This is a genomic window from Burkholderia pseudomultivorans, from assembly GCF_001718415.1.
GTDB lineage: Bacteria > Pseudomonadota > Gammaproteobacteria > Burkholderiales > Burkholderiaceae > Burkholderia > Burkholderia pseudomultivorans_A.
In genome coordinates this window covers 289051-312256 of sequence record NZ_CP013377.1, presented here as the reverse complement: position 1 = coordinate 312256, position 23206 = coordinate 289051, and the positions used below count along the sequence as shown (strand labels likewise).

Below are 23206 nucleotides of genomic sequence, written 5' to 3'. Positions count from 1 at the left end.
GGATGGCTCTGTCTGGTTGAACGCGAATGCGTAGCGGCGGGCCGCTTACGAATCCGCCTTCGCCGTTGCGGCCGGCTTCGCGTTGTCCGCGAGCGGCGCGGACGGCGCATCGCCGCCCGACATCGGGACCATGTGCGGCTTCACCTGCTCGCCGGGCCGCACGCGCTGCGTGCCGTTGACGATCACGCGGTCGCCGGCGGCCAGCCCGCTCACGATCACGCGCTGGTTGCCGTGCTGCATGCCCTGCTGCACTTCGCGATACGACACGCGGCCCTGCGCATCGACGACGAACACGAACTTCTTGTCCTGGTCGGTGTTGATCGCCGCGTCGTCGACCAGCAGCGCCTGGTGCGGCGCGCTGCCGCCGACCTTCACGCGCGCATACAGGCCCGGGACCAGCGTGCCGTCCGCATTGTCGAAACGCGCGCGCACGCGGATCGTGCCCGACGACGTGTCGAGCCGGTTGTCGACCGAGTCGATCACGCCGCTGCGCGAATAGCCGGTCTCGTTCGCGAGCCCGAGCTCGACCGGCACCTTGCGGCCGTCGCGCGCGCCGTTGATGTATTGCAGGTAGGTCTGCTCGTCCGCATCGAACGACGCGTAGATCGGCGACACCGATACCAGCGTCGTGAGCGGCGCGGCCGAGGCGCCGGCCGACACGACGTTGCCGACCGTGATTTCGGCGCGCGACACGCGCCCCGACACCGGCGCGGTGATCCGCGTGTAGCCGAGGTTGATGCGCGCGGTTTCGAGCGCGGCTTCGGCGGCCTTCAGGTTCGCGGTCGCCTCGCGCGCCGCGTTCTGCTTCTCGTCGAAATCGCGCTTCGCGATCGCGTTGTCGCCGATCAGCCGCTGCGCGCGCTGCCAGTCGGTCTGCGCGTAGCCGTTGCGCGCCTGCGCGGCCGCGAGCTGAGCGGCGGCGCGGTCGACTTCCGCCTGATACGGGCGCGGATCGATCACGAACAGCACGTCGCCCTTCTTCACGAGCGCGCCGTCCTTGAAGTTCACCGCGACGATCGTGCCCGACACCTGCGGGCGCACGTCGACTTTCTCGACCGCTTCGAGGCGGCCCGAATAGCTTTGCCAGTCGGTCACGGTCTGCGGCACGACGGCCGCGACGTCGACTTCCGGCAGCGGGGCGACGGCCTTCTCGGGTGCGTTCGCGTTGACGCGCATCGCGCCGAACGTCCCGAGGCCGACGACGGCGAGCGTCACGATCGCCGCTGTCGCGATGCGTGAACGGGAGGTGCGTAGGATGGCCATTTGGATCTCCAGTAAGCGTGGATTGGATTGGTTATTCGTTGCGGTTCGGCTGGCGTGCCTGGAAGCGGCACTGGAAGAAGCGCACGGCCTCTTCGAACGCGGCTTCGTGCGTCGCTAGCGCGGCGTGCGTGACGTCCGGGTAGCGGATCACCTGCGTCAGCACGCCCGACGAGATCAGGCAGCCCGCATATTTCTCCGCTTCCACATGCAGCACGTCGTTCTGGGCGGTGACGACGAGCGTCGGCGGCAAGCCCGCGAGGCGCGACGATTCGAGCGGCGCCGCATACGGATGCATGCGCTGCGCCGCCTCGGGCAGATACGCGCGATAGCATGCCGCGCATTCGCGCGGCGTGATGTCGGAGGCGAGGCGGTCGGCATCGCCGATGCGCGTCATGCTCGGATCGAGCATCGGCCCGAACAGCGCCTGCGCGACGATCGACACTTCGCCGCGGTCGCGCGCGATGAACGCGAGACAGTTGGCGAGCTGTCCGCCCGCGTCGTGTCCGGCGACGCCGATCTTCTTCGGGTTGCCGCCGAACGCACGGGCGCGCGTCGCGGCCCACACCGCCGCGCGATACGCATCTTCCGGCGCGGCCGGAAACGGGAACGCCGGCGCGAGCGAATAATCGACCGAGACTACGAGCGCTGGTAAGCGTTCTGCTAAAAAGCGCGCGGCGAAGTCGGCGTCCTCGAGCGTGCCGCGCACGAAGCCGCCGCCGTGGAAGTAAAGCACTACTGGCAACCCGGTCTTGTCCGCGCGGCGATAAACGCGCAGCGCGATGTCCTGCGCGTAGCCGGGGATTTCCACCTCGGCGACCGTCAGCGCCGCGCCGGGCCTGGCTTCGGCGGGCAGCGCCGCCTGCAGGAATTTGCTGAATTCGGAAGCGTCCATGACGATGCAGCATCCATTTCGAGATGGAACGAATTCTGGGTCCGGCAGACATTGGGATAAATGCCTATAATCCGGCAACACAATTCAACGCCCCCGAACAATCAGAGGCTGCGTCGCCTACGAGGCCGCGCAGCCTCTTTGTTCCGGCGGCTCATTAGATTGCGGAGGTTGTGATGGACCGGCTTCAGGCCATGCAGGTGTTTACTCGCGTCGTCGATACAAGCAGCTTTACCAAAGCAGCAGAAACGCTCAGCCTGCCGCGGGCGTCCGTCACGACGATCATCCAGAATCTCGAAGCATTCCTCGGCGTGCGGCTGATGCACCGGACCACGCGCCGGCTGTCGCTGACGCCCGACGGCGCCGCGTACTACGAACGCTGCGTGCGGATCCTCGCGGACGTCGAGGAAACCGAGGCGAGCTTCCAGAACAACAACCGGAAGCCGCACGGAAAGTTGCGTATCGACATGCCCGGCTCGATCGGACGGCTGCTCGTCATTCCTTCGCTGTGCGAATTCCATACGCGCTATCCGGACATCGATCTGCAGCTGGGCCTGTCCGATCGACCGGTCGACCTGCTGCAGGAAGGCGTCGACTGCGTGATCCGCGTCGGTGCGCTGCAGGATTCGTCGCTCGTCGCGCGCCGCGTCGGCCTGTTCGAAGGCGTGACGGTTGCGTCGCCCGAGTATCTCGAACGGCACGGCGAGCCGCAGACCATCGAGGACCTGAGCGACCACAAGGCCGTCAACTATTTCTCGAGCCGCACGGGCCGCACGATCGACTGGTCGTTCCTGATCGACGGCAAGGAAACCGAGGTCAAGATGAACGGCATCGTGTCGGTCAACGACGCGGACGCGTACGTGACCTGCGGGCTCGAAGGCTTCGGGCTGATCCAGCCGCCGCTGTTCATGGTGCTGCCGCACCTGCGCGAGGGCCGGCTCAAGGAAGTGCTGCCCGGCATCAAGCCGCTGCCGATGCCGATCTCGGTCGTGTATCCGCACAGCCGCCACCTGTCGCCGAAGGTGCGCGTGTTCGTCGACTGGATCGCCGAAGTGTTCGATCGCTGCCCGCTGCTGAGCGGCAAGGGCTGCCTCGACGCGACGTGCAGCAAGCGCACGTTCGAGGAAGCCGAACGCGCGCCGGCACTCGACACGCCGGTGATCAACGAGTGGGTCGCCTGATCTGATCCGCTGATCCGCGCGTCCCGCGCGCGGAACAGCAGCGCGGCGCACGGGCTGTCCGGTCCGTGCGCCGCGTCGCTTTCGCACGGCCGGGCGCGCCGTCGCGCCCGGATCCTTCCTGAATCCGCAGCACACCTTTGTGTCGCACGCGGCCAATCGCGCAACGCGCGCCGCGCAGCCGGCCCGACATCGGCGCGAGCCCCGCCCGAAGCGGCTTCCGACCGTTTGCGAATACCCGCGCCGGCCGTGCGGATGACGATTGTTCCTCTGACACGACAATTCAATTCGCGTCCACGGCATTTATCGCGTCGGATCGGACACCTAGAGTAAACCCTGTAGCGCACCCGTTGCGCATCCAACGCGTCCCGTCCGACGACGGGACCGGAGCCGGCGCCGCAGCGCCGGCTCCGCCGATACAGGAGTGATGTCATGAACCGCCGCAACCTTCTTTCCGCCGTCGCCCTGGCACTCGCCGTGTCGGCGCCGGCCTTCGCCGATACGTCCGCACCGCATGCCGGCGACTACGGCAACACGTCGTGGTACTCGCAGCACAACGGCCCGCGCACGCGCGCCGAGGTCAACGCGGAAGTCGAGCAGGCACGCCGCGACGGCACGCTTGCGTACCTGCGCAAGGCGACGTCGTATCCGCAAGGGCTCGAACTCGCTCAAGGTCCGTATCGCCCGACGCCGGAAGGCAACCAGCTCGCAGGCGCGGGCCGGTAAACGAATCACGCCGCGCAGCCAGCGAACCCGCTGCGCGGCGTGGCGACGACGACTCAATCAGTTAGTTGCTGGAGCAGATGATGAACGATCAACTTCCTTCGCCGCTCGACCATTGGGACGACAGCACGCCGGTCTGGACGCCGTTCCGCTCGGCCCCGCGATCGCATTGACCGGCGCGGCCGGACGCCCGGCCATCAGCGGCGCGGCACGCCGTCGCGCCACTCGCCCCAGTGCGTGACGATCTCCTGCACCAGCGGATTGCCCGCACGGTACAGGTTTTCGGTGGCCGGCGCGAAGCCGCCCTGGTCCGCATAGTTCAGCAGGTTGTCGGCGCTCGTCTGCCCGTCGTACGGCCGGTCGAAATCCGAACCGGTGCGCAGCACCGCGACGCGCGACAGGTCGACCCGCTTCACGCTCGCCGCGCGCTTGAGCGCTTCGTAGGTTGCGTTGTCTTCCTGCGCGGTCATGCAGTACGTGCCCTTGCCGTCCGTCAGGATCTTGGTCCACTGACGCGCACGCTCGCCGATCAGCGTGCCGGAGAACCACGTGTTGCCGGATGACGTATCGCACTGGATCACCGTCGGCGGCCGGTTCGCCGGCGCGTAGGTGAATTTCGCGCGCGCGGCCTGCGCCTGTGCGCTGTCGGCGAGCATGACGTTGCGCGACAGCGCATACGCGGCGTCGGCCAGCTTCGGATTGAGCTGGAACACCTCGGTGCGATAGTCGAGCGGCGGCTTGTCGTTCGGGCTCTTCGTGTTGATGCCGAGATAGCCGGTGTTCCAGCCGGCGGGAATCTCGCGCGCGTCGAGCTCCCATTGCAGGCTGAAATCGACGAGATACTTCGACCACGCGGCGGAGCCGACCGTGCCTTGCGCGGGGTCGACGCCCGCGATGCCGGAGATCAGGAAGTAGGTGCGCCGCAGGTCGAAGCGCTGCGAGAACGTCAGCGCCATGATCGTCGACGCGGCATTCGCATAGCCCATGCCGGTCGTCACCACGCAGACGTCCTGCCGGTTGCAGTGGACGTTCGGGTAGTCGGGCGACAGGCCCGGCACGGCGACGTCGCGCCACGGGCCGATCCGGTCGAGCCAGGCCTGCCCTTCCGGCCCGAACATCGTGATGATCATGACCTTGACCGGGCGGCCCTGTGCGCCGGCCTCGGCGAAGGCATTGCCCTCGTTGCCCTGGTTGTCCTGCGCAATCGACGGCGCGGTCGCACAGGCCGCAAGCGAGAAGGCGGCGGCGGAAAGTATCGAGCGAGTCAGCATCGGCGTTCCTTGTTTCGGTGATGTTGGGTGAGAACGGCTCTCGGAGACTGCGCGACCGAGTATAGAACGCGCGTGCGCGACACGGAACCCGACTACGAAACGCCGGCGCGGGTTTCGACGCGCTCGGTGCGGCATCGCACATGAAGGAACGCGAGGCAGTCTGCGCCTGTATCGCACGGCGCATCGAACGACAACATCAGGAATGCTATTCGATCTGCCGACGCCTCGAACCGGCGCAACCGGCGGGCCACGGCCCGCGCATCGCAAAGCCGCCGCTACAACCGCGCGAGCGCCGCGACGCCGTAACCGAGCACGACCAGCGCCGCGACCACATGGCTCGCGGCCAGCAGCGCCGGCGACTTCACGACGCGGCCGATCGCGCTGCCGCCGAACGCGAACACCAGCTGCCCCGTGAGGCTGCCGACGAACACGCACGCGGCGCCGGTCAGCCAGTGCCGGTGCGTGGCCGCGGCGGCCGTTGCGTAACCGTAGAACAGCAGGATCGTCAGCGGGTTCGCAAGCGTGACGAAGAACATCGACATGAACGGACGATCGCCCGGCGGCCGCGCATCGCCGTCGAGCGTGCGGCGGCGATCGCGCAGCGCGTGCCACAGCATCCGCGCGCCCATCGCGAGCAGCACGAGCGCGCCGACGAGGCGAAACAGCGACAGGTGCGCGGCCAGCGTGCTCGCCAGCACCGCGCCGATCGTAAACGCGACCACCGCGTAGCAGCCGTCGGCGGTCGCGACGCCGACGGCCGCGCGCACGCCGCTCGCAGTGCCGGCGCGCATCCCGTAGTTCGCGATCATCAGCGCGACGGGCCCGACCGACAGCGCGATCATCAGCCCGAACAGGTAATCGTTCATCGGTCGTCGATGCCCTCGAGGGAAGGCATCGATTCTAGCGGCCGCCAAAAAGCGCGCGTGAAAATTCGCGTCAGGCCACGTCGACGCGCGCGGGGCCGTCCGTCATCTCGCCGATCACGGCCGCGCGGTCGAAGCCGTCCGCGCGGAAGCAGGCCAGCACGTCGTCGACCGCGTCGGGCGTGCACGCGACGAGCAGGCCGCCCGAGGTCTGCGGGTCGGTCAGCAGCGCCTGCGCGACGGGCGGCAAACCGTCCGCCAGCCGCACGTCCGCGCCGTACGCGGCCCAGTTGCGCCCCGACGCGCCGGTGAACACGCCATCGGCAACGAACGTCTCGACGCCCGCGAGCCACGGCAGCGATGCGTAGTGCACGCGCGCGGTCAGCCCTGCGCCGCGCGCCAGTTCGAGCGTATGGCCGAGCAGCCCGAAGCCCGTCACGTCGGTCAGCGCATGCACGCCCGGCAGTGCGGCAAGCTCGGCGCCCGGCCGGTTCAGCTTGGTGGTCGTCGCGACCATCTGTGCGTAGCCGGCGTCGTCGAGCTGGTTCTTCTTCAGCGCCGCCGACAGCACGCCGACGCCGAGCGGCTTGCCGAGCACGAGCACGTCGCCCGCGCGCGCGGCCGCGTTGCGCTTCACGCGCGACGGGTGCACGACGCCGATCGCCGCCAGCCCGTAGATCGGTTCGACCGAGTCGATCGAATGACCGCCCGCGACCGGAATGCCGGCGTCCGCGCACACCGCTTCGCCGCCGCGCAGCACGGCCGCGATCGTCTCGTGCGGCAGCACGTTGATCGGCATCCCGACCAGCGCGAGCGCGAGGATCGGCTTGCCGCCCATCGCATAGACGTCGGACAGCGCATTGGTCGCCGCAATGCGGCCGAAGTCGTACGGATCGTCGACGATCGGCATGAAGAAATCGGTCGTCGCGACGATCGCCTGCTCGTCGTTCAGACGGTACACGGCCGCATCGTCGGACGTCTCGGTGCCGACCAGCAGGTCCGGAAACAGCGCGGGCGGCGTCGCGCGCTTCAGCAACTCGGACAGCACGCCCGGCGCGATCTTGCAGCCGCAGCCGCCGCCATGCGACAGGCTCGTGAGGCGCGGAACGGCGGGCGGGGCTTGGGTGGCTTCGGTCATGGTCTGCATCCGGTGAATAACAACACGCCATTATCGACAATTCCGTGCGAGCGCGCCCGATACCCGCATAATGGCCGCGCGCCTCCTCTCCCGCCCCCGTCCACCCGTTCCCATGGACCACCTCTTCATCGGCCTCGTGCTGGGTTCCGCGTTGCTGCACGCGATCTGGAATGCGTTCCTGCACGTCAGCGAAGACCGGCTCGTCCAGCTCGGCACGATGTCGCTGCCGTATCTCGCGTTCGGCGCGGCCGGCGCCGCGCTGCTGCCCGCGCCGGCGCGAGCCGCGTGGCCGTATATCGCCGCGTCGGCGGCGCTCGAGGTCGCGTACTGCTTCACGCTCGCACGCGCCTACCGCAGCGGCGAGTTCGGGCAGATCTATCCGATCGCGCGCGGCATCTCGCCGCTGCTCGTCTCGGTGCTGGCGCTCGCGATACTGCACGAGCGGCCGACGCCGCTCGGCTTCGTCGGCATCGCGCTGGTGTCGTTCGGCATCATGTCGCTCGCGCTGCGGCGCGGATTGCGGTTTTCCGGCGAAGGCGTGCCGTTTGCGCTGCTCACGGGCGTGTTCATCGCCGCGTATTCGATCTGCGACGGCATCGGCGCGCGCGTGTCCGGCAGCGCGCTCGGCTATATCGCATGGGTGTACGTGCTGTGGAGCGTGCCGCAATTCGTCCTGGTCGGTGCGCTGCGCGGCGGGCCGCGCGCGGTGCTCGGCTCGCGCACCGCGCTGCGGCAAGGCGCGATCGCCGGCACGATCTCGCTCGCCGCGTACGGGATCGTGATCCTCGCGTACCGGCACCTGCCGGTCGGCACGGTATCGGCGCTGCGCGAGACCAGCTCGATCTTCGCCGTCGCGATCGGCTGGCTCGTGATGCGCGAGCGGCCCGGCGCGCAGCGGCTCGTCGCATGCGCGCTGGTGGTGGCGGGTGCGGCGCTGATCCGGCTGTAGCCGGCGCGCGCGCCGCGACACGCTGCATCAGAACTTGTGGCGGATGCCCGTCACCGCGACGATCTGCGTGCGCGTGCTCGACGGATTCGAGATCCCTTCGATCGCGGCCACCGTGTTCGACGACGCGCGCTGGTAGAACGCGTTCACGTAGACGTCGGTGCGCTTCGACAGGAAGTACTGCACGCCCGCGCTCGTCTGCAGGTAGTGCGCGCTCGGCTTCGGTCCCTGCGACGCGAGCACCTGCGTGTAGGTCTCGCCGAGCGCCAGTTGCAGCGCTGGCGTCACGAGGTAGCGCACGCTGCCCTCGTAGTTGTTGAAGCGCGTCGAGCCGCCCGTCTGCAGGTTGAACAGCGAACTCGTGTACAACAGCCCGAAGGTCGCGGCGCCCCACGCGTACGCGCCGCCCGCACCCCAGATCTGCTGGCGCGTCACGCCCTTGATGAACGTGTAGTAGTTGTCGGACGCGGCCGCGCCAGTCGTGTCGATGGCCGGATGATCGACGCGCACGTAGGCCGCGCCGAGTTGCAGCGGCCCGTTCTCGTAGCTCGTGCCGATGCTCCACACGCGGTTCTGCGCAAACGATGCCGAGTTCGAGAACCCGTACAGGCCGATCGCGCGCAGACCGTACCAGGCGGGCGTCTGGTACTGCACCGAGTTGTTGGTGCGGAACGTGTTGTTCAGGTCGTCGGTGTCGAACGGATGCAGCGCGTACTGCGTGAGCGCGGTGGTCGCGCCGATCTGCAGCGGCTCCAGCACTTCCTGCGCCGCGTTGTACTGGCGGCCCATCGTCACCGTGCCCCAGCGGTCGTCCTCCAGCCCCACGTATGCGCGGCGTCCGAACAGCCGCCCGCCCTGGCTCGCCGCGCCCGACTCGATGTTGAAGCCGTTCTCGAGCCGGAACACCGCGCGCGTGCCGCCGCCGAGGTCTTCCTTGCCGAGCAGCCCGAAGCGCGTGCCCTGCTCGTTGCCGCCGGTCGCCTGCCACGCGGCGTGGCCGTTCTGGTTGTTCGTGTAGGTGATCCCCGAATCGACGACGCCGTACAGCGTCACGCTCGATTGCGCCTGCGCGTGCGCGGCCACCATCCCGATCGCGATGCCTGCCAGCGCGATTGCCTTGTCCGTCCGTTTCATCTCCGACCCCTTTGTCGACTGGATTATGGAGAGCGATTCGTTTCGCTCGAACGTGTTTTATTGAATAAAACATCGTCTTATTAATTGTCGATTTACGGAGTTTTATGCGTCAAGGCGCGACAAAAATACCCGCAGACTGATGAAACCAGCGTGTTTCGCCGCCGTTTCGGTGAATGAAACAAACCCAATATATACAAGGGTTAGCGGCCGATCTTGCGACTCAATCGCGACGCCGAAAAAATCCCTTGACCGCGATTTTCTGCCGTTGTGAAATATTGATACGATGTTTTAATGATTAAAACGACCGGACGAGACACGTCGAGAAACTAGGTAAAGAACCTGATCCCTATGCTGACGTTTAATTGCAACAACGCGAGCGGCGGCGCACTGCCTGCCTGTTTCGTCGCCGCGCCGAGCGCGCCCGCGCTGCCGATCGTCGTCGACTCGCCGCACAGCGGCATCGCGTATCCGCCCGATTTCGCCCCGGTCGCGCCGGACGGCGCGATCCGCACGAGCTGGGACGCGTTCGTCGACGCGCTGTGGGCCGGCGCGCCCGCGCGCGGCGCCACGCTGATCGGCGCGACGTTTCCGCGCGCCTACATCGACCCGAACCGCGCGGCGACCGACATCGATGCGACGCTGCTGGCCGAGCCGTGGCCCGAGCCGCTGGCGCCGCAGCCGTACACGCTGCGCGGGATGGGGCTGATCCGGCGCGACGCGCTGCCGGGCGTGCCGCTCTACGACCGCAAGCTGTCGCTCGCCGAAGTGCGCCACCGCATCGACGCGTACTACCTGCCCTACCGTCGCGCGCTCGCCGGCGCGGCCGAGCCGCTGCATGCGGCGCACGGCGCGCTGTGGCACATCGACTGCCATTCGATGAAATCGCGCGGCAACGCGATGAACGTCGACGCGGGCGCGCTGCGGCCGGACGTCGTCGTCAGCGACCGGCGCGGCACGAGCGCCGATCCCGCGTTCACCGCGTGGACCGCGCAGTGGTTCGCACGCGCCGGCTATCGCGTGCAGGTCAACGATCCGTACCAGGGCGGCGACCTGCTGACCGCGCTCGCCGATCCGGCGCGGCAGCGGCACAGCATCCAGATCGAATTCAATCGCGCGCTCTACATGGACGAAGCCGCCTTCACGCAGCACGCGGGCTTCGCCACGCTGAAGCGCTCGGTCGACGCGTACCTCGACGCGCTCGCCGACTACGTGCGCGCGCGCATCGCGCCGCAGGGAGACCTCGCATGACGACCTACATCGTCGACGCCGTCGACAGCGCGCTCAAACTGCTGACCTACGTGGCCGAGCATCCGAATCTCGGCGTCACCGAACTCGCGTCGCAACTCGGCATCAACAAGTCGCGCACGTACCGGATGCTGTGCACGCTCGAGCTGCATCGCTTCGTCGTGCAGGACCCGCGCACGTCCACCTATGCGCTCGGCCCGCAGGCGTTCGTGATCGGCGTGGCCGCCTCGCAGCAGAATGCGCTCGTGCGCGCCGCGCATCGGCACATGCTCGCGCTCAACCAGGCGATCAACGAGACCATCGTGCTGCGCGTGCGCGAAGGGCTCGAATCGGTGTGCGTCGCGCGCTGCGAGACGACGCACGCGGTGCGCACGGTCGGCGCGGTCGGTAACCGCCGGCCGATCCACTTCGGCGCATCGGGCAAGGTGCTGCTCGCGTTCGCGCCCGACGCGGTGCGCGACGACTATCTCGCGCAGCTGCGCAAGACCGGGCGCGCGGACGACGCACCGAAGCTCGCCGGCGAGCTCGACGCGGTCGCGCGCAAAGGCTATGCGGTGAGCAGCGGCGAGGTGACGCCCGGCGCGGTCGGGATCGCGGTGCCGGTGCGCGACCTGACGGGTGCGACGGTCGCGTCGGTCAGCGTGACGGGCCCCGAAGTGCGCGTGAGCCACGCCGACATCCCCGACTATCTCGAACGCCTCCAGGCGTGCAGTCACGCGATTTCCGCCGAACTCGGCTACGTCCCGGCGCGCGCCGCGCTGCAACCGGCCTGACGGCCCGCTTCCTTCACCGACGAGGACCCGATGTCCGCCGCTTCCCCGAACCCGACCGGCGCACGCGCCGCCGACGCCGCCGCGCCCGCAGCCCCGGCCGATGCATCGCCCCGCGACGCGAGCGACGCCGCAACCGACCACGCAATCGGCCGCGCGCCGCATCCACACGGCAGGATGCTGCACCCGGTCGTGATGATGCTGTGGGTGCTCGCCGTCGCGATCGCGCTCACGTGGATCGTCGACTCCGGCCGCTTCGAGCGCAACGGCCGGCTCGTCGTGCCGGGCACCTATCACGTGGTACCGAAAACTGCCGCGCTCGCGACGCTCGTCGCGCCGGCCGTCAGCCACAGCACGCCCGCGCGGGCGATGCCCGCGAGCCTCGTGTCGGCGTTCGTCGCGATTCCGGAAGGATTGCTGAAGAACGCGCCGCTGATCGTGATGGTGATGTTCGTCGGCGGGATGTTCGGCGTGATGCGCCGCACCGGCGTGGTCGACGCGGGCATCGACCGGCTGCTGCAGCTCACCGGCAACAACGCGTATCTGCTCACGCCGCTGCTGATGATCCTGATCGGGCTCGGCAGCACGCTGCTCGGCTTCATCTCCGAGTACCTCGTGATCATTCCGATGGTCGTCGTGATCGCGCGGCGCCTCGGCCTGTCCGACCTGTTCGCGGTCGCGCTGGTCGCGCTCGCCGCGAAGATCGGCTATATCGCGTCGGTCACGAACCCGCTTGCGCTGGCCGTCGCGCAGCCGCTCGTCGGCGTGCCGCTGTTCAGCGGCGTCGCGCTGCGCGCGGCCGTGTTCGTCGTGTTCCTGACGATCGGCATCCTGTACCTGCTGCGCTACGTGCGCCGCACCGGCTATCGCGCCGGGCAGACCGCCGTCGGCCACGCTGCGCCCGCGGTCGCGAAACTGTCGCTGCGCCACAAGGCGACGCTGGCCGTATTCGCGGCGGCCGTCGCGATGCTGATCTATGGCACGCGCGAGCTGAAGTGGGGCAACATCGAGCTGGCGGCGTTCTATGCGTTCGTGAGCATCGTGACGGCCGTGATCGGCAGGCTCGACTCGCGCAGCGCGGCCGATGCGTTCGTCGACGGGATGAAGAACATGATCCTCGCGGCGCTGCTGATGGGGCTCGCGGCGTCGGTCGAACTGCTGCTGCAGAACAGCCTCGTGCTCGACACGCTGATCCACTTCTTCACGCGCCTCGCGGACGGCCAGTCGCCCGTGTGGGTCGCAAACGGGCTGATGGGCGTGCAGATGGTGCTCGACGTGTTCATTCCGTCGGTCTCGGGCAAGGCCGCGGTCAGCATGCCGATCATCGGGCCGATCGCGCAGCTGTCGGGCGTGAGCGGCCAGACGTCGGTGCTCGCGTTCGTGCTCGGCGGCGGCCTGACGAACCTCGTCACGCCGACGTCGGGGATGCTGCTCGCGTATCTCGCGACCGCGCGCGTCGATTTCGGCGCGTGGATCCGCTTCGTACTGCCGCTGTTCCTGACGCTGTTCGCGCTGTCGTGCGCCGTGCTGACGTTCGCGGTGTGGATCGGGTATTGAGCTTCGCGGGACGGCGGGACGCGCACGCCCGGCAGCGCGCATCGCAGCGCGATGCCGCCACCCGCTCCACCGTTCAGGCCGCCTCGACCGCCGCGCCGAACGCCCGCTCGTCGATGGCCTCGGCGAGCGTCGCGAACGCCGTCGGGATCTCGTCCTCCGGCACGCACGCATAACCGAGCAGCAGCCCCGACGCCGCGCGCTCGCGCTCCGCGTAGTAACCGGACAGCGGCCGCACGACGATATTGCGCTCGAGCGCGGCCTGCGCGACGGCGCGATCGTCGACGCCGTCCGGCAGCCGCGTGACGAGATGCAGCCCCGCATCGCTGCCGAGCGCGTGCAGCGCATCGCCGTAGCGGCGCGCGACCGCATCGAGCAGCACCTCGCGGCGCTGCCCGTACAGCGTGCGCATCTTGCGGATATGCGACACGAAATGCCCTTCCGCGATGAATTCCGCGAGCACCGCCTGCTGCAGCAGCTGCCCTTCGCGATACAGCTCGGCGCTCGCGGTCGCGAAGCTTTCCGCGAGCGGTTCCGGCGCGACCAGGTAGCCGACCCGCAGCCCCGGAAACAGCGTCTTGCCGAAACTGCCGACGTAGATCACCTGCCCCGACGTGTCGAGGCCCTGCAGCGACGCGAGCGGCCGGCTGCCGTAGCGGAACTCGCTGTCGTAATCGTCCTCGATGATCCAGCAGCCGTGCTGGCGCGCATATTCGAGCAGCATCCGCCGCCGCGCGAGGCTCATCACCATCCCGAGCGGATACTGGTGCGACGGCGTGACGAGCATCAGCTTCGGCGGCTCGGCGAGATCGGCGGCCGACGGCGCGATTCCCTCCTCGTCGACCGGGATCGGCCGCGTCGTCAGGCCCGACACGTTCAGCACGCTGCGCACGCCCCAATAGCACGGGTCCTCGGTCCAGATCGCATCGCCCGGATCGGTCAGCAGCCGCACCGCGAGGTCGATCGACTGATGGATCCCGGTCGTGATCACGATCTGCTCGGGCGTGCAGCGCACCGAGCGCGACGTGCGCAGGTAGTCGGCCAGCGCCTCGCGCAGCAGCGCGAGGCCGCCGCCCGGCGCATAGGTCAGCAGGTCGGGACGCAGCCGGCGCCAGTACTTGTTGTGCAGCCGCGTCCAGACGCGCGCCGGAAACCGCGACACGTCGGGCACGCCCGGCATGAACGCGCCGCCCTGCCGCTTCGACACGCCCGCCCCCTCGACGAGCCGCGTGCCGCGCGCGGACAGCGGCCGCGCGGCCGGCGTCACGGCCGCCGCCGGCCGCAGGGCCGCGTCGGGCGGCGCGCCGACGATCTCGTCCGGCGCGCTGTCGGCGACGAAGGTGCCGCGCCCGGTCGCCGAGTGCACGTAGCCCTCGAGCGCAAGCTGTTCGTAAACCTGCGTCACCGTGTTGCGCGCGATCCCGAGCTCGGCCGCCAGCAGCCGCGACGACGGCACGCGCGTGCCGGCCGGCAGCTCGCGCGACAGGATCGCCTGCTGCAGCAGCCGGTGAAGCTGCCGGTAGATCGGCTGCGCGCCGCCGCGCACGAGGCGCTGCGCCAGCCAGTCCGACAACACGCTTGCGCGCATGATTGGCTCCTGATTATTTATTGAAATGGCTCTGATTGTCAGAGCCAAATGTGATTATAGTCGCCTCCATGGGCTGCCGAGGCGCCCGAATCCCTACTCACCGGAAAGAACATCAAGGAGATGACCGTGAAGAATGCCGACCTGCTGGCCCGCAAGAACGCCGCCACCCCGCGCGGCGTCGGAGTGATGTGCGACTTCTACGCCGCCCGCGCCGAGAACGCGGAGCTGTGGGACGTCGAAGGCCGCCGCTTCATCGATTTCGCCGCCGGCATCGCGGTGTTGAACACCGGCCACCGCCACCCGAAGATCGTCAAGGCGATCTCGGAGCAACTGAACAACTTCACGCACACCGCCTACCAGATCGTCCCGTACGCGTCGTACGTCGAGCTGGCCGAGAAGATCAACGAACGCGCGCCGGGCGACTTCCCGAAAAAGACCGCGTTCTTCACGACCGGCGCCGAAGCCGTCGAAAACGCGATCAAGATCGCGCGCGCGGCAACCGGCCGTCCGGGCGTCATCGCGTTCTCGGGCGGCTTCCACGGCCGCACGATGATGGGCATGGCGCTGACCGGCAAGGTCGCGCCGTACAAGCTGAACTTCGGCCCGTTCCCGGGCGACGTGTTCCACGCGCCGTACCCGAACGCCGTGCACGGCGTGACGACCGCCGACTCGATCAAGGCGATCGAGATGCTGTTCAAGGCCGACATCGATCCGAAGCGCGTCGCCGCGATCATCTTCGAACCGGTGCAGGGCGAAGGCGGCTTCAACCCGGCGCCGGCCGAGTTCGTGCGTGCGCTGCGCAAGATCTGTAACGAGCACGGCATCCTGCTGATCGCCGACGAAGTGCAGACGGGCTTCGCGCGTACCGGCAAGCTGTTCGCGATGCAGCACTACGACGTGCTGGCCGACCTGATCACGATGGCGAAGAGCCTCGCGGGCGGCATGCCGCTGTCGGGCGTCGTCGGCCGTGCGGACGTGATGGACGCGGCCGCGCCCGGCGGTCTCGGCGGCACCTACGCGGGCAACCCGCTGGCGGTCGCGTCGGCGCACGCGGTGCTCGACATCATCGACGAAGAGAAGCTGTGCGAGCGCGCGACGCAGCTCGGCGACGTGCTGAAGGCGAAGCTGAACGCGCTGCAGGCCGACGTGCCGCAGATCGCCGACGTGCGCGGCCCGGGCGCGATGATCGCGGTCGAGTTCATGAAGCCGGGCACCGGCGAGCCGGACGCCGAATTCACGAAGCGCGTGCAGGCGCGTGCGCTCGAGCGCGGCCTGCTGCTGCTGGTCTGCGGCGTGTACTCGAACGTCGTGCGCTTCCTGTTCCCGCTGACGATCCCGCAAGCCGTGTTCGACGAAGCGCTCGCGATCCTCGAGGAAGTGCTGAAGGAAACGGTCGGCGTGCCGGCCTGAGTTCCCCGTCAACCGAATGCGCCGCCGCCGTCGTGAAGACGGCGGCGGCCGTTTCATCTTCACAGCAGGTACCGGAATGAGCACTGTTCAAGAAACCCTGGCACTGAAAGATCCTTCGCTGTTCCGCCAGCAGGCGTACGTCAACGGCGAATGGCAAGGCGCGGCGAACGGCGAGACGTTCGAGGTCCGCAACCCGGCGACGGGCGGCCTGCTCGGCACCGTGCCGGCGATGGGCGCGGCCGAGACGCGCCACGCGATCGAAGCCGCGAACGCCGCGTGGCCGGCGTGGCGCAAGAAGACCGCGAAGGAACGCGCGGTCATCCTGCGCAAGTGGCACGACCTGATGATGGAAAACGCCGACGACCTCGCGCTGATCCTCACGACCGAGCAGGGCAAGTCGCTCGCCGAGGCGAAGGGCGAGATCGGCTATGCCGCGTCGTTCCTCGAGTGGTTCGCCGAGGAAGGCAAGCGCGTGTACGGCGACACGATCCCGACTCCGGCGAGCGACAAGCGCATCGTCGTGACGAAGGAAGCGATCGGCGTGTGCGCGGCGATCACGCCGTGGAACTTCCCGGCGGCAATGATCACGCGCAAGGTCGGCCCCGCGCTCGCGGCAGGCTGCCCGATCGTCGTGAAGCCGGCCGAGGCGACGCCGTTCTCGGCGCTCGCGATGGCCGTACTGGCCGAACGCGCGGGCGTGCCGGCCGGCGTGTTCAGCGTCGTCACCGGCGACCCGAAGGCGATCGGCGGCGAGCTGACGTCGAACCCGATCGTGCGCAAGCTGTCGTTCACCGGCTCGACGCCGGTCGGCCGCCTGCTGATGTCGCAATGCGCGGCGACGGTCAAGAAGGTGTCGCTGGAACTCGGCGGCAACGCGCCGTTCATCGTGTTCGACGATGCCGACCTCGACGCGGCCGTGCAGGGCGCGATCGCATCGAAGTACCGCAACAGCGGCCAGACCTGCGTGTGCACGAACCGCTTCTACGTGCACGAAGCCGTGTACGACCAGTTCGCGCAGAAGCTCGCGGCGGCGGTCGGCCAGCTGAAGGTCGGGCGCGGCACCGAGCCGGGCGTCACGCAGGGTCCGCTGATCAACGAGGCGGCCGTGCTGAAGGTCGAGGCGCACATCGAGGACGCGCTCGCGAAGGGCGCGACCGTCGTCACCGGCGGCAAGCGCCACGCGCTCGGCCACGGTTTCTTCGAGCCGACCGTGCTGACCGGCGTCACGCCGGCGATGAAGGTCGCCAAGGAAGAGACGTTCGGCCCGCTCGCGCCGCTGTTCAAGTTCAGCAGCGACGACGAGGTGATCCGCCTCGCGAACGACACCGAGTTCGGCCTCGCCGCGTACTTCTACAGCCGCGACATCGGCCGCGTGTGGAAGGTCGCCGAAGCACTCGAATACGGGATGGTCGGCGTGAACACGGGCCTGATCTCGAACGAAGTCGCGCCGTTCGGCGGCGTCAAGCAGTCGGGCCTGGGCCGCGAAGGCTCGCACTACGGCATCGACGACTACGTCGTGATCAAGTACCTCTGCCTCGCCGTCTGACGGTTCGGGATGCGTGAACCGCCCGCCGGGCGCGTTCACGGACCCTGCCGCCCGGCCGGAACCGGGCGGCACCGACGCGGGGCGGCGCCCCTCTCCGTCGCGCCCGCGTCACCTTCCTGCCGCGTTCAGCGGAACACGTTCACCGCATCGACCAGCCGCGTCGCCTGCTGCTTCAGGCTCTCCGACGCCGCCGCGCTCTGCTCGACGAGCGCCGCATTCTGCTGCGTGATGTTGTCCAGGTGCACGACCGCCTGGTCGACCTGCGCGACGCCGGTACTCTGCTCGGCCGTCGACGAGCTGATTTCCGCGATCAGATCCGATACGCGCTTCACCTGCGCGACGATGTCCTCCATCGTGCGGCCGGCCTCGTCGACGCGCCGCGCGCCCGACTCGACCCGCTCGACGCTCGCGCCGATCAGCGTCTTGATCTCCTTCGCCGCGTTCGCGCTGCGCTGCGCCAGCGCGCGCACCTCGCCGGCGACGACCGCGAACCCGCGCCCCTGATCGCCCGCCCGCGCGGCCTCGACCGCCGCGTTCAGCGCGAGGATGTTGGTCTGGAACGCGATGCCGTCGATCACGCCGATGATGTCGGCGATCTTGCGCGAGCTCTCGGTGATGTCGGTCATCGTCGCGACGACTTCGGATACCGCCTGCCCGCCGCGCTGCGCCGCATCGCTCGCCGACACCGACAGCTGGTTCGCCTGCTGCGCCGTCTCCGCATTGCTCGACACGGTGGCCGTCATCTGCGCCATCGACGCGGCCGTCTGCTGCACGCTGCTCGCGGCCTGCTCGGTGCGCGCGCTCAGGTCGTTGTTGCCCTGCGCGATCTCGTTGCTCGCGCGCTGCACGTTGAGCACCTGTTCGCTGACGTCGTCGACGAGCCAGCGGAACATCAGTCCGAGCTGGTTGAGCGTGCGCAGCGTCATGCCGATCTCGTCGACGCGGTTCATCCGCACGCCGCGCCGGCTCTCGCCGGTCGCGACGTTCAGCGCCTGGTCGTGCAGCTGGCGCAGCGGCCGCGCGATCTGCACGTCGAGCCAGAACCCGGCCGCAATCGACACGCCGAGCGTCGCCGCCGCGAACGCGGCGAGCGCGCCGCCGCCGAGACCGCAGGCCCAGCCCGCGCCGATCACGACCGGCGCGAGCACGCATAGCGTCGAGTTCAGCCGTGCGCGCACCGACATCGTCTGGAACAGCGACACGACGCCCGCCACGCCCGTGCGGACGATCAGCCCCTTGTGGAAGCGGCGGCGGCCGGCCTTGCCTTCGCGGAAATCGCGATACAGCGCGTCGGCGGCCGCGATCTCGTCGCGCGCCGGCTTCGTGCGCACCGACATGTAGCCTTGCGGCTGGCCGTTGCGCATCACCGGCACCGCGTTCGCGCGCACCCAGTAGTGATCGCCGTTCTTGCGGCGGTTCTTCACGAGCGCGGACCACGGCTCGCCGCCCTTCAGCGTCCTCCACATGTCGGCGAACGCTTCCTTCGGCATGTCCGGATGACGCACGATGTTGTGCGGCTGACCTTCGAGTTCCTCGCCGGCATATCCGCTGACCTGGATAAAGGCCGCATTCGCGTACGTGACGTAGCCGTCCGCGTCGGTGGTGGACATCAGCGTCGCGTCGTCGGGCAAATCGAACTCGCGTTGCGTGACGGGCTGGTTGTTGCGCATGTGCAGGGCTCCGGTGGACGGGTGTTGCGCCCGTTTCTCGATAAAAGGCTTTCGACCGGCGGCCGCCGGCATGCGGCAAGCCATCGATCGGACCCCTGCTCTTGTCGGCAGATTTCCGGAAAACATTACCCGCTCAACGGAAAATCGCGCGATTTAACCGTCGACTCTGATATTCGTCAAACAAGATGTTCATGGATAAAACCAAACCCAGGCGGGACAAGGCTTCGGCCGTATTCTCGATTATTCCGGCGCGCCACGAATTACGGTGCGATTAATCGGAGGGAATCGCATCTATCGTAATGCGAATATTTCTCTTTACGCGATTCAGGATGCCATGCGCGGCATGCCGCGTCGGGCTGCCGATATGCGCAAAAAAACCGCCCGGTTCCGCGCATCACGCGCGCCAACCGGGCGGTTGCGGACGCGGCCGAAGGCCGCGCAGGCTGCGTCAGACGCGTTCGATCGCGATCGCGATGCCCTGACCGACGCCGATGCACATCGTGCACAGCGCGAAGCGGCCGTTCGTGCGGTGAAGCTGGTACATCGCGGTCGTCACGAGCCGTGCGCCCGATGCGCCGAGCGGGTGGCCGAGCGCGATCGCGCCGCCGTTCGGGTTCACGCGCGGATCGTCGTCGGCGACGCCGAGCATGCGCAGCACCGCGAGGCCCTGCGACGCGAACGCCTCGTTCAGCTCGATCACGTCGAACTGGTCGATCGTCATCCCGAGTCGCGCCAGCAGCTTCTGCGTAGCCGGCGCCGGGCCGATGCCCATCACGCGCGGGGCGACGCCGGCGGTCGCGATGCCCAGCACGCGGGCGCGCGGCGTGAGGCCGAAGCGCTTCGCGCTGGCTTCGTTCGCGAGCAGCAGCGCCGCCGCGCCGTCGTTGACGCCCGACGCATTGCCGGCCGTCACCGAGCCGTCCGGGCGTACCACGCCCTTCAGCTTCGCCAGCGCTTCGAGCGACGTCTCGCGCGGATGTTCGTCGCGCGACACGACGACCGGGTCGCCCTTCTTCTGCGGAATCGTCACCGACACGATTTCCTGGGCGAGCGTGCCGTCCTGCTGCGCGCGCGCGGCCTTCTGCTGGCTGCGCAGCGCGAACAGATCCTGGTCGGCGCGGCTGACGTTGTAGTCGACCGCGACGTTCTCCGCCGTTTCCGGCATCGAGTCGACGCCATACAGCTGCTTCATCAGCGGGTTGACGAAGCGCCAGCCGATCGTCGTATCGTGGATGTCGGCCTGACGCGCGAACGCGCTCGCGGCCTTGCCCATCACGAACGGTGCGCGCGTCATGCTCTCGACGCCGCCGGCAACCATCAGCGCGGCTTCGCCCGACTTGATCGCGCGTGCGGCCACGCCGACCGCGTCCATGCCGGAACCGCACAGGCGGTTGATCGTCGAACCGGGCACGCCTTCCGGCAGGCCCGCGAGCAGCAGCGACATGCGCGCGACGTTGCGGTTGTCTTCGCCGGCCTGGTTCGCGCAGCCGTAGATCACGTCGTCGACGGCCGTCCAGTCGACGTCGCGGTTGCGCTCGACGAGCGCCTTGAGCGGCACCGCGCCCAGATCGTCGGCGCGCACGCCGGACAACGCACCGCCGTAACGGCCGATCGGCGTACGGATCGCATCACACAGAAAAGCTTCGGTCATCAGTGTCTCCTGTCGACCGGGGCGCGCGCTTCAACGCGGGCTCCGGTCCCATGCAAGGCTGGGAAATGAACGGGGCGCGCCCCTTGCATTACCCGCCGGGATGCGCTTAAATGTTCTATATACGAACATAAGATCGTGTATCGAACGTCCAACGCATCATAGGGAGTGCGGGGACGACCTGTCAAGCGCCCGGTCCGCCGCGCGGTTGGCGCGTTCGTCCCCATGCGCTATCTTCTCGGCTGCACGATATTCCTCCTGTTCATGACGACCGAAGACATCCAGACGAAACCCGGCGACTCCTACGTCCAGTCGTTTGCCCGCGGGCTCGCGGTGATCCGCGCGTTCGACGCGGAGCGCCCCGAACAGACGCTCACCGAGGTCGCGTCGGCCACCGGCCTGACGCGCGCGGGCGCGCGCCGCATCCTGCTCACGCTGCAGACGCTCGGTTATGTCGAGGCCGACGGCCGGCTGTTCCGGCTCACGCCGAAGATCCTCGAACTCGGGTTCGCGTATCTGACGTCGATGCCGTTCTGGAATCTCGCGGAACCGGTGATGGAGCAGCTGTCCGCGCAGATCCACGAGAGCTGTTCGGCCGCCGTGCTCGATCGCACCGAGATCGTCTACGTGCTGCGCGTGCCGACGCACAAGATCATGACGATCAACCTGTCGATCGGCAGCCGGCTGCCCGCGTACTGCACGTCGATGGGCCGCGTGCTGCTGTCCGCGCTCGACGACGCGGCGCTCGACGAAACGCTCACGCAGAGCAGCATCCGCGCGCACACGGCGCGCACGATCACGGACCTTGCCGAACTGAAGGCGACGATCGCGCAGGTGCGCGAGCAAGGCTGGGCCGTCGTCGACCAGGAGCTCGAAGTGGGCCTGATGTCGATTTCCGCGCCGATCCGCAACCGGCGCGGGCAGATCATCGCGGCAATGAACGTCAGCGGCAACGCGCAGCGGCATACCGCCAAGCAGATGGTGAAGGAGTTTCTCGGGCCGCTGCAGGAAGCGGCGCAGCGCGTCTCGGCGCTGGTGGCGCGGCGCGGGTAGTCGATCGGAAGCGGCTAGCGTTGCGGGGGCTTGACGCGCGATTCCAGCATGCGCCGCGTGTTCTCGAGCTCCCTTTGCAGCAGCTCGGCATCGGGCAGCACGGTGCGATAGTTGGCGGCCATGACCTGGTTGGGCAGTCCCTCCAGGGCATAGCGCGCCATCGCGTGCCCCTTGTCGGCGCAGAGGATCAGGCCCACCGGCGGGTTCTCGTCGGGAAGCGTCCAGTGCGCCTTCGCATAGTTGCAATACAGGTGCATCTGGCCCACATCGGCGGGGGTCAGGCTGCCGAGCTTCAGGTCGACGATCACGAGACAGCGCAGCCGGCGGTGGAAGAACAGCAGGTCCACGCGATACCAGGTCTGGTCGATGCGCAAGCGGCGCTGCCGTCCGACGAAGGTAAACCCGTCGCCGAGCTCGATCAGAAGCTCCTGAAGCCGCTCGATCAGCGCGCCCTCGAGGTCGGACTCCGAGTATTCGTCCTTGAGGTTCAGAAACTCGAGCACGTACGGGTCCTTGATCGCATCGTCGGGCGTGACGGCATCCGCCGGCCGGGGCGCCGCCGCCTTGGCCAGCATGGCGGCCTTGTCCCTCGACAGCGCCGTGCGCTCGTAGAACTGGCTGCCGATCTGCCGGTCGAGCTGGCGCACGCTCCATCCGCCGCGTAGCGCTTCGGCTTCATAGAAACGGCGAGCGTGGTCGTCCTTCACCGACAGCAGCCGCACGTAGGCGGACCACGGGAGCGTAAAGATCTGCGCCAGTTCGGCCAGGGTCAATTTCCCAGACACTGTCTGGGAAATTTCGGCACCACGGTATGTAAGGAAAAAGCGCCGCATGTTCTCCAGGTTGTTGACGCCGAACCCCCGCCCGAACCGCGCAGTCAGATCGCCCGACAGCCTTTCGATCAACTGCTCGCCATATCCCGCCCGCCGCTTCCCCCGCTGCTCGGCCTCGACGATGCGGCGGCCGATCTCCCAATAGCTCGCCGTCATCAGCGCATTGACGCTGCGCGCGGCGGCCCGGCGCGCCTCGTCGAGCAATTCGACAATGCTGCCGTGGATGCCGGCATAGTCGGCCGGCACGACATCCTTTTTCCCGTTCGTCATGGAATGCGTCCTGTTGCTCGCGCTCGAGCGCATCACAAAAAAACGGGCAGCGCAGGCTGCCCGTTAACCCCAGACTCTGTTGCAACGTTCTTCTCACGGAACACGGAGCAAGCTCCGCACAACGAATTTAGTGACGGCGCAAAACACGGTCAATCTGACAAGAACGAAATTGCGCGACTGCCGTCGGACAGCCCGCCGCGCCGCCATGCGCGAC

At 68.2% G+C, this 23206-nt stretch carries 18 protein-coding genes and 1 pseudogene; 9 read left to right on the top strand and 10 right to left on the bottom strand.

Going from position 1 to position 23206, the window contains the following annotated elements:
- Positions 1–45: 45 nt before the first annotated feature.
- Together ceoA and WS57_RS01355 are read right to left on the bottom strand one after the other, a co-directional pair.
- Complete coding sequence (gene ceoA, locus WS57_RS01360) at positions 46–1263, bottom strand: multidrug efflux RND transporter periplasmic adaptor subunit CeoA (protein ID WP_069243642.1); 1218 nt, start codon at positions 1261–1263, stop codon at positions 46–48.
- A 31-nt stretch (positions 1264–1294) separates the two neighbouring features.
- On the bottom strand, positions 1295–2155 hold the full coding sequence (locus WS57_RS01355) for an alpha/beta hydrolase (RefSeq protein WP_009693102.1): 861 nt from the start codon (positions 2153–2155) through the stop codon (positions 1295–1297).
- A 173-nt stretch (positions 2156–2328) separates the two neighbouring features.
- Between WS57_RS01355 and ceoR the strand changes: the two genes are divergently transcribed.
- Both ceoR and WS57_RS01345 read left to right on the top strand, forming a co-directional pair.
- Positions 2329–3333 (top strand): putative multidrug efflux transcriptional regulator CeoR, encoded by a 1005-nt coding sequence (gene ceoR, locus WS57_RS01350; RefSeq protein WP_009693101.1) that lies wholly within the window; start codon positions 2329–2331, stop codon positions 3331–3333.
- A 429-nt stretch (positions 3334–3762) separates the two neighbouring features.
- Positions 3763–4056 (top strand): DUF4148 domain-containing protein, encoded by a 294-nt coding sequence (locus WS57_RS01345; protein WP_009693100.1) that lies wholly within the window; start codon positions 3763–3765, stop codon positions 4054–4056.
- Positions 4057–4250: 194 nt separating this feature from the next.
- Here WS57_RS01345 and WS57_RS01340 read toward each other — a convergent pair whose 3' ends face one another.
- From WS57_RS01340 to selD, 3 genes are all read right to left on the bottom strand, one after another.
- Positions 4251–5324 (bottom strand): purine-nucleoside phosphorylase, encoded by a 1074-nt coding sequence (locus WS57_RS01340; RefSeq protein ID WP_069243641.1) that lies wholly within the window; start codon positions 5322–5324, stop codon positions 4251–4253.
- Between the two features lie 275 nt (positions 5325–5599).
- Positions 5600–6190, bottom strand: coding sequence for a LysE family translocator (locus tag WS57_RS01335; RefSeq protein ID WP_060249160.1), 591 nt, complete (start codon positions 6188–6190; stop codon positions 5600–5602).
- Positions 6191–6260: 70 nt separating this feature from the next.
- A complete protein-coding gene (selD, locus tag WS57_RS01330) occupies positions 6261–7325 on the bottom strand; it encodes a selenide, water dikinase SelD (RefSeq protein ID WP_040132019.1) in 1065 nt (354 codons plus the stop codon).
- 112 nt (positions 7326–7437) lie between these two features.
- On the opposite strand from selD, the gene WS57_RS01325 reads away from it, so the two are divergent.
- Positions 7438–8274: a DMT family transporter gene (locus WS57_RS01325; protein ID WP_009694128.1), complete on the top strand. Its 837-nt coding sequence runs from the start codon at positions 7438–7440 to the stop codon at positions 8272–8274.
- A 27-nt stretch (positions 8275–8301) separates the two neighbouring features.
- Here the strand turns inward: WS57_RS01325 and WS57_RS01320 are convergent, their stop codons facing one another.
- Positions 8302–9405, bottom strand: a complete 1104-nt coding sequence (locus WS57_RS01320; RefSeq protein ID WP_059519263.1) for a porin — start codon at positions 9403–9405, stop codon at positions 8302–8304.
- Positions 9406–9753: 348 nt separating this feature from the next.
- Between WS57_RS01320 and WS57_RS01315 the strand changes: the two genes are divergently transcribed.
- From WS57_RS01315 to WS57_RS01305, 3 genes and pseudogenes are all read left to right on the top strand, one after another.
- Positions 9754–10653 (top strand): N-formylglutamate amidohydrolase, encoded by a 900-nt coding sequence (locus tag WS57_RS01315; protein ID WP_069243640.1) that lies wholly within the window; start codon positions 9754–9756, stop codon positions 10651–10653.
- Positions 10650–11423 carry an IclR family transcriptional regulator gene (locus tag WS57_RS01310; protein ID WP_009694132.1) on the top strand — a complete coding sequence of 258 codons (774 nt, stop codon included), beginning with the start codon at positions 10650–10652 and terminating at the stop codon, positions 11421–11423. Before WS57_RS01315 ends, WS57_RS01310 begins: the two co-directional genes overlap by 4 nt.
- Before the next feature lie 100 nt (positions 11424–11523).
- Positions 11524–12977 (top strand): annotated as a pseudogene (locus tag WS57_RS01305) (YfcC family protein).
- 73 nt (positions 12978–13050) lie between these two features.
- On the opposite strand, the gene WS57_RS01300 reads toward WS57_RS01305, so the two are convergent.
- Entirely contained in the window at positions 13051–14562 is a 1512-nt protein-coding gene (locus WS57_RS01300; RefSeq protein ID WP_059519259.1) for a PLP-dependent aminotransferase family protein, read from the bottom strand.
- Positions 14563–14682: 120 nt separating this feature from the next.
- Here WS57_RS01300 and WS57_RS01295 point away from each other — a divergent pair, with 120 nt between their 5' ends.
- On the top strand, positions 14683–15972 hold the full coding sequence (locus WS57_RS01295; protein ID WP_069243639.1) for a 4-aminobutyrate--2-oxoglutarate transaminase: 1290 nt from the start codon (positions 14683–14685) through the stop codon (positions 15970–15972).
- 76 nt (positions 15973–16048) lie between these two features.
- Complete coding sequence (gene gabD, locus WS57_RS01290; RefSeq protein WP_059519255.1) at positions 16049–17518, top strand: NADP-dependent succinate-semialdehyde dehydrogenase; 1470 nt, start codon at positions 16049–16051, stop codon at positions 17516–17518.
- Positions 17519–17643: 125 nt separating this feature from the next.
- Here gabD and WS57_RS01285 read toward each other — a convergent pair whose 3' ends face one another.
- Positions 17644–19188: a PAS domain-containing methyl-accepting chemotaxis protein gene (locus tag WS57_RS01285; RefSeq protein WP_040130925.1), complete on the bottom strand. Its 1545-nt coding sequence runs from the start codon at positions 19186–19188 to the stop codon at positions 17644–17646.
- Positions 19189–19636: 448 nt separating this feature from the next.
- On the bottom strand, positions 19637–20839 hold the full coding sequence (gene pcaF / locus WS57_RS01280; protein WP_059482182.1) for a 3-oxoadipyl-CoA thiolase: 1203 nt from the start codon (positions 20837–20839) through the stop codon (positions 19637–19639).
- A 261-nt stretch (positions 20840–21100) separates the two neighbouring features.
- On the opposite strand from pcaF, the gene WS57_RS01275 reads away from it, so the two are divergent.
- Positions 21101–21889 carry an IclR family transcriptional regulator gene (locus WS57_RS01275; RefSeq protein WP_009688807.1) on the top strand — a complete coding sequence of 263 codons (789 nt, stop codon included), beginning with the start codon at positions 21101–21103 and terminating at the stop codon, positions 21887–21889.
- 14 nt (positions 21890–21903) lie between these two features.
- On the opposite strand, the gene WS57_RS01270 is transcribed toward WS57_RS01275, so the two are convergent.
- On the bottom strand, positions 21904–22992 hold the full coding sequence (locus tag WS57_RS01270) for a PDDEXK nuclease domain-containing protein (RefSeq protein WP_040132013.1): 1089 nt from the start codon (positions 22990–22992) through the stop codon (positions 21904–21906).
- Between the last annotated feature and the right edge of the window lie 214 nt (positions 22993–23206).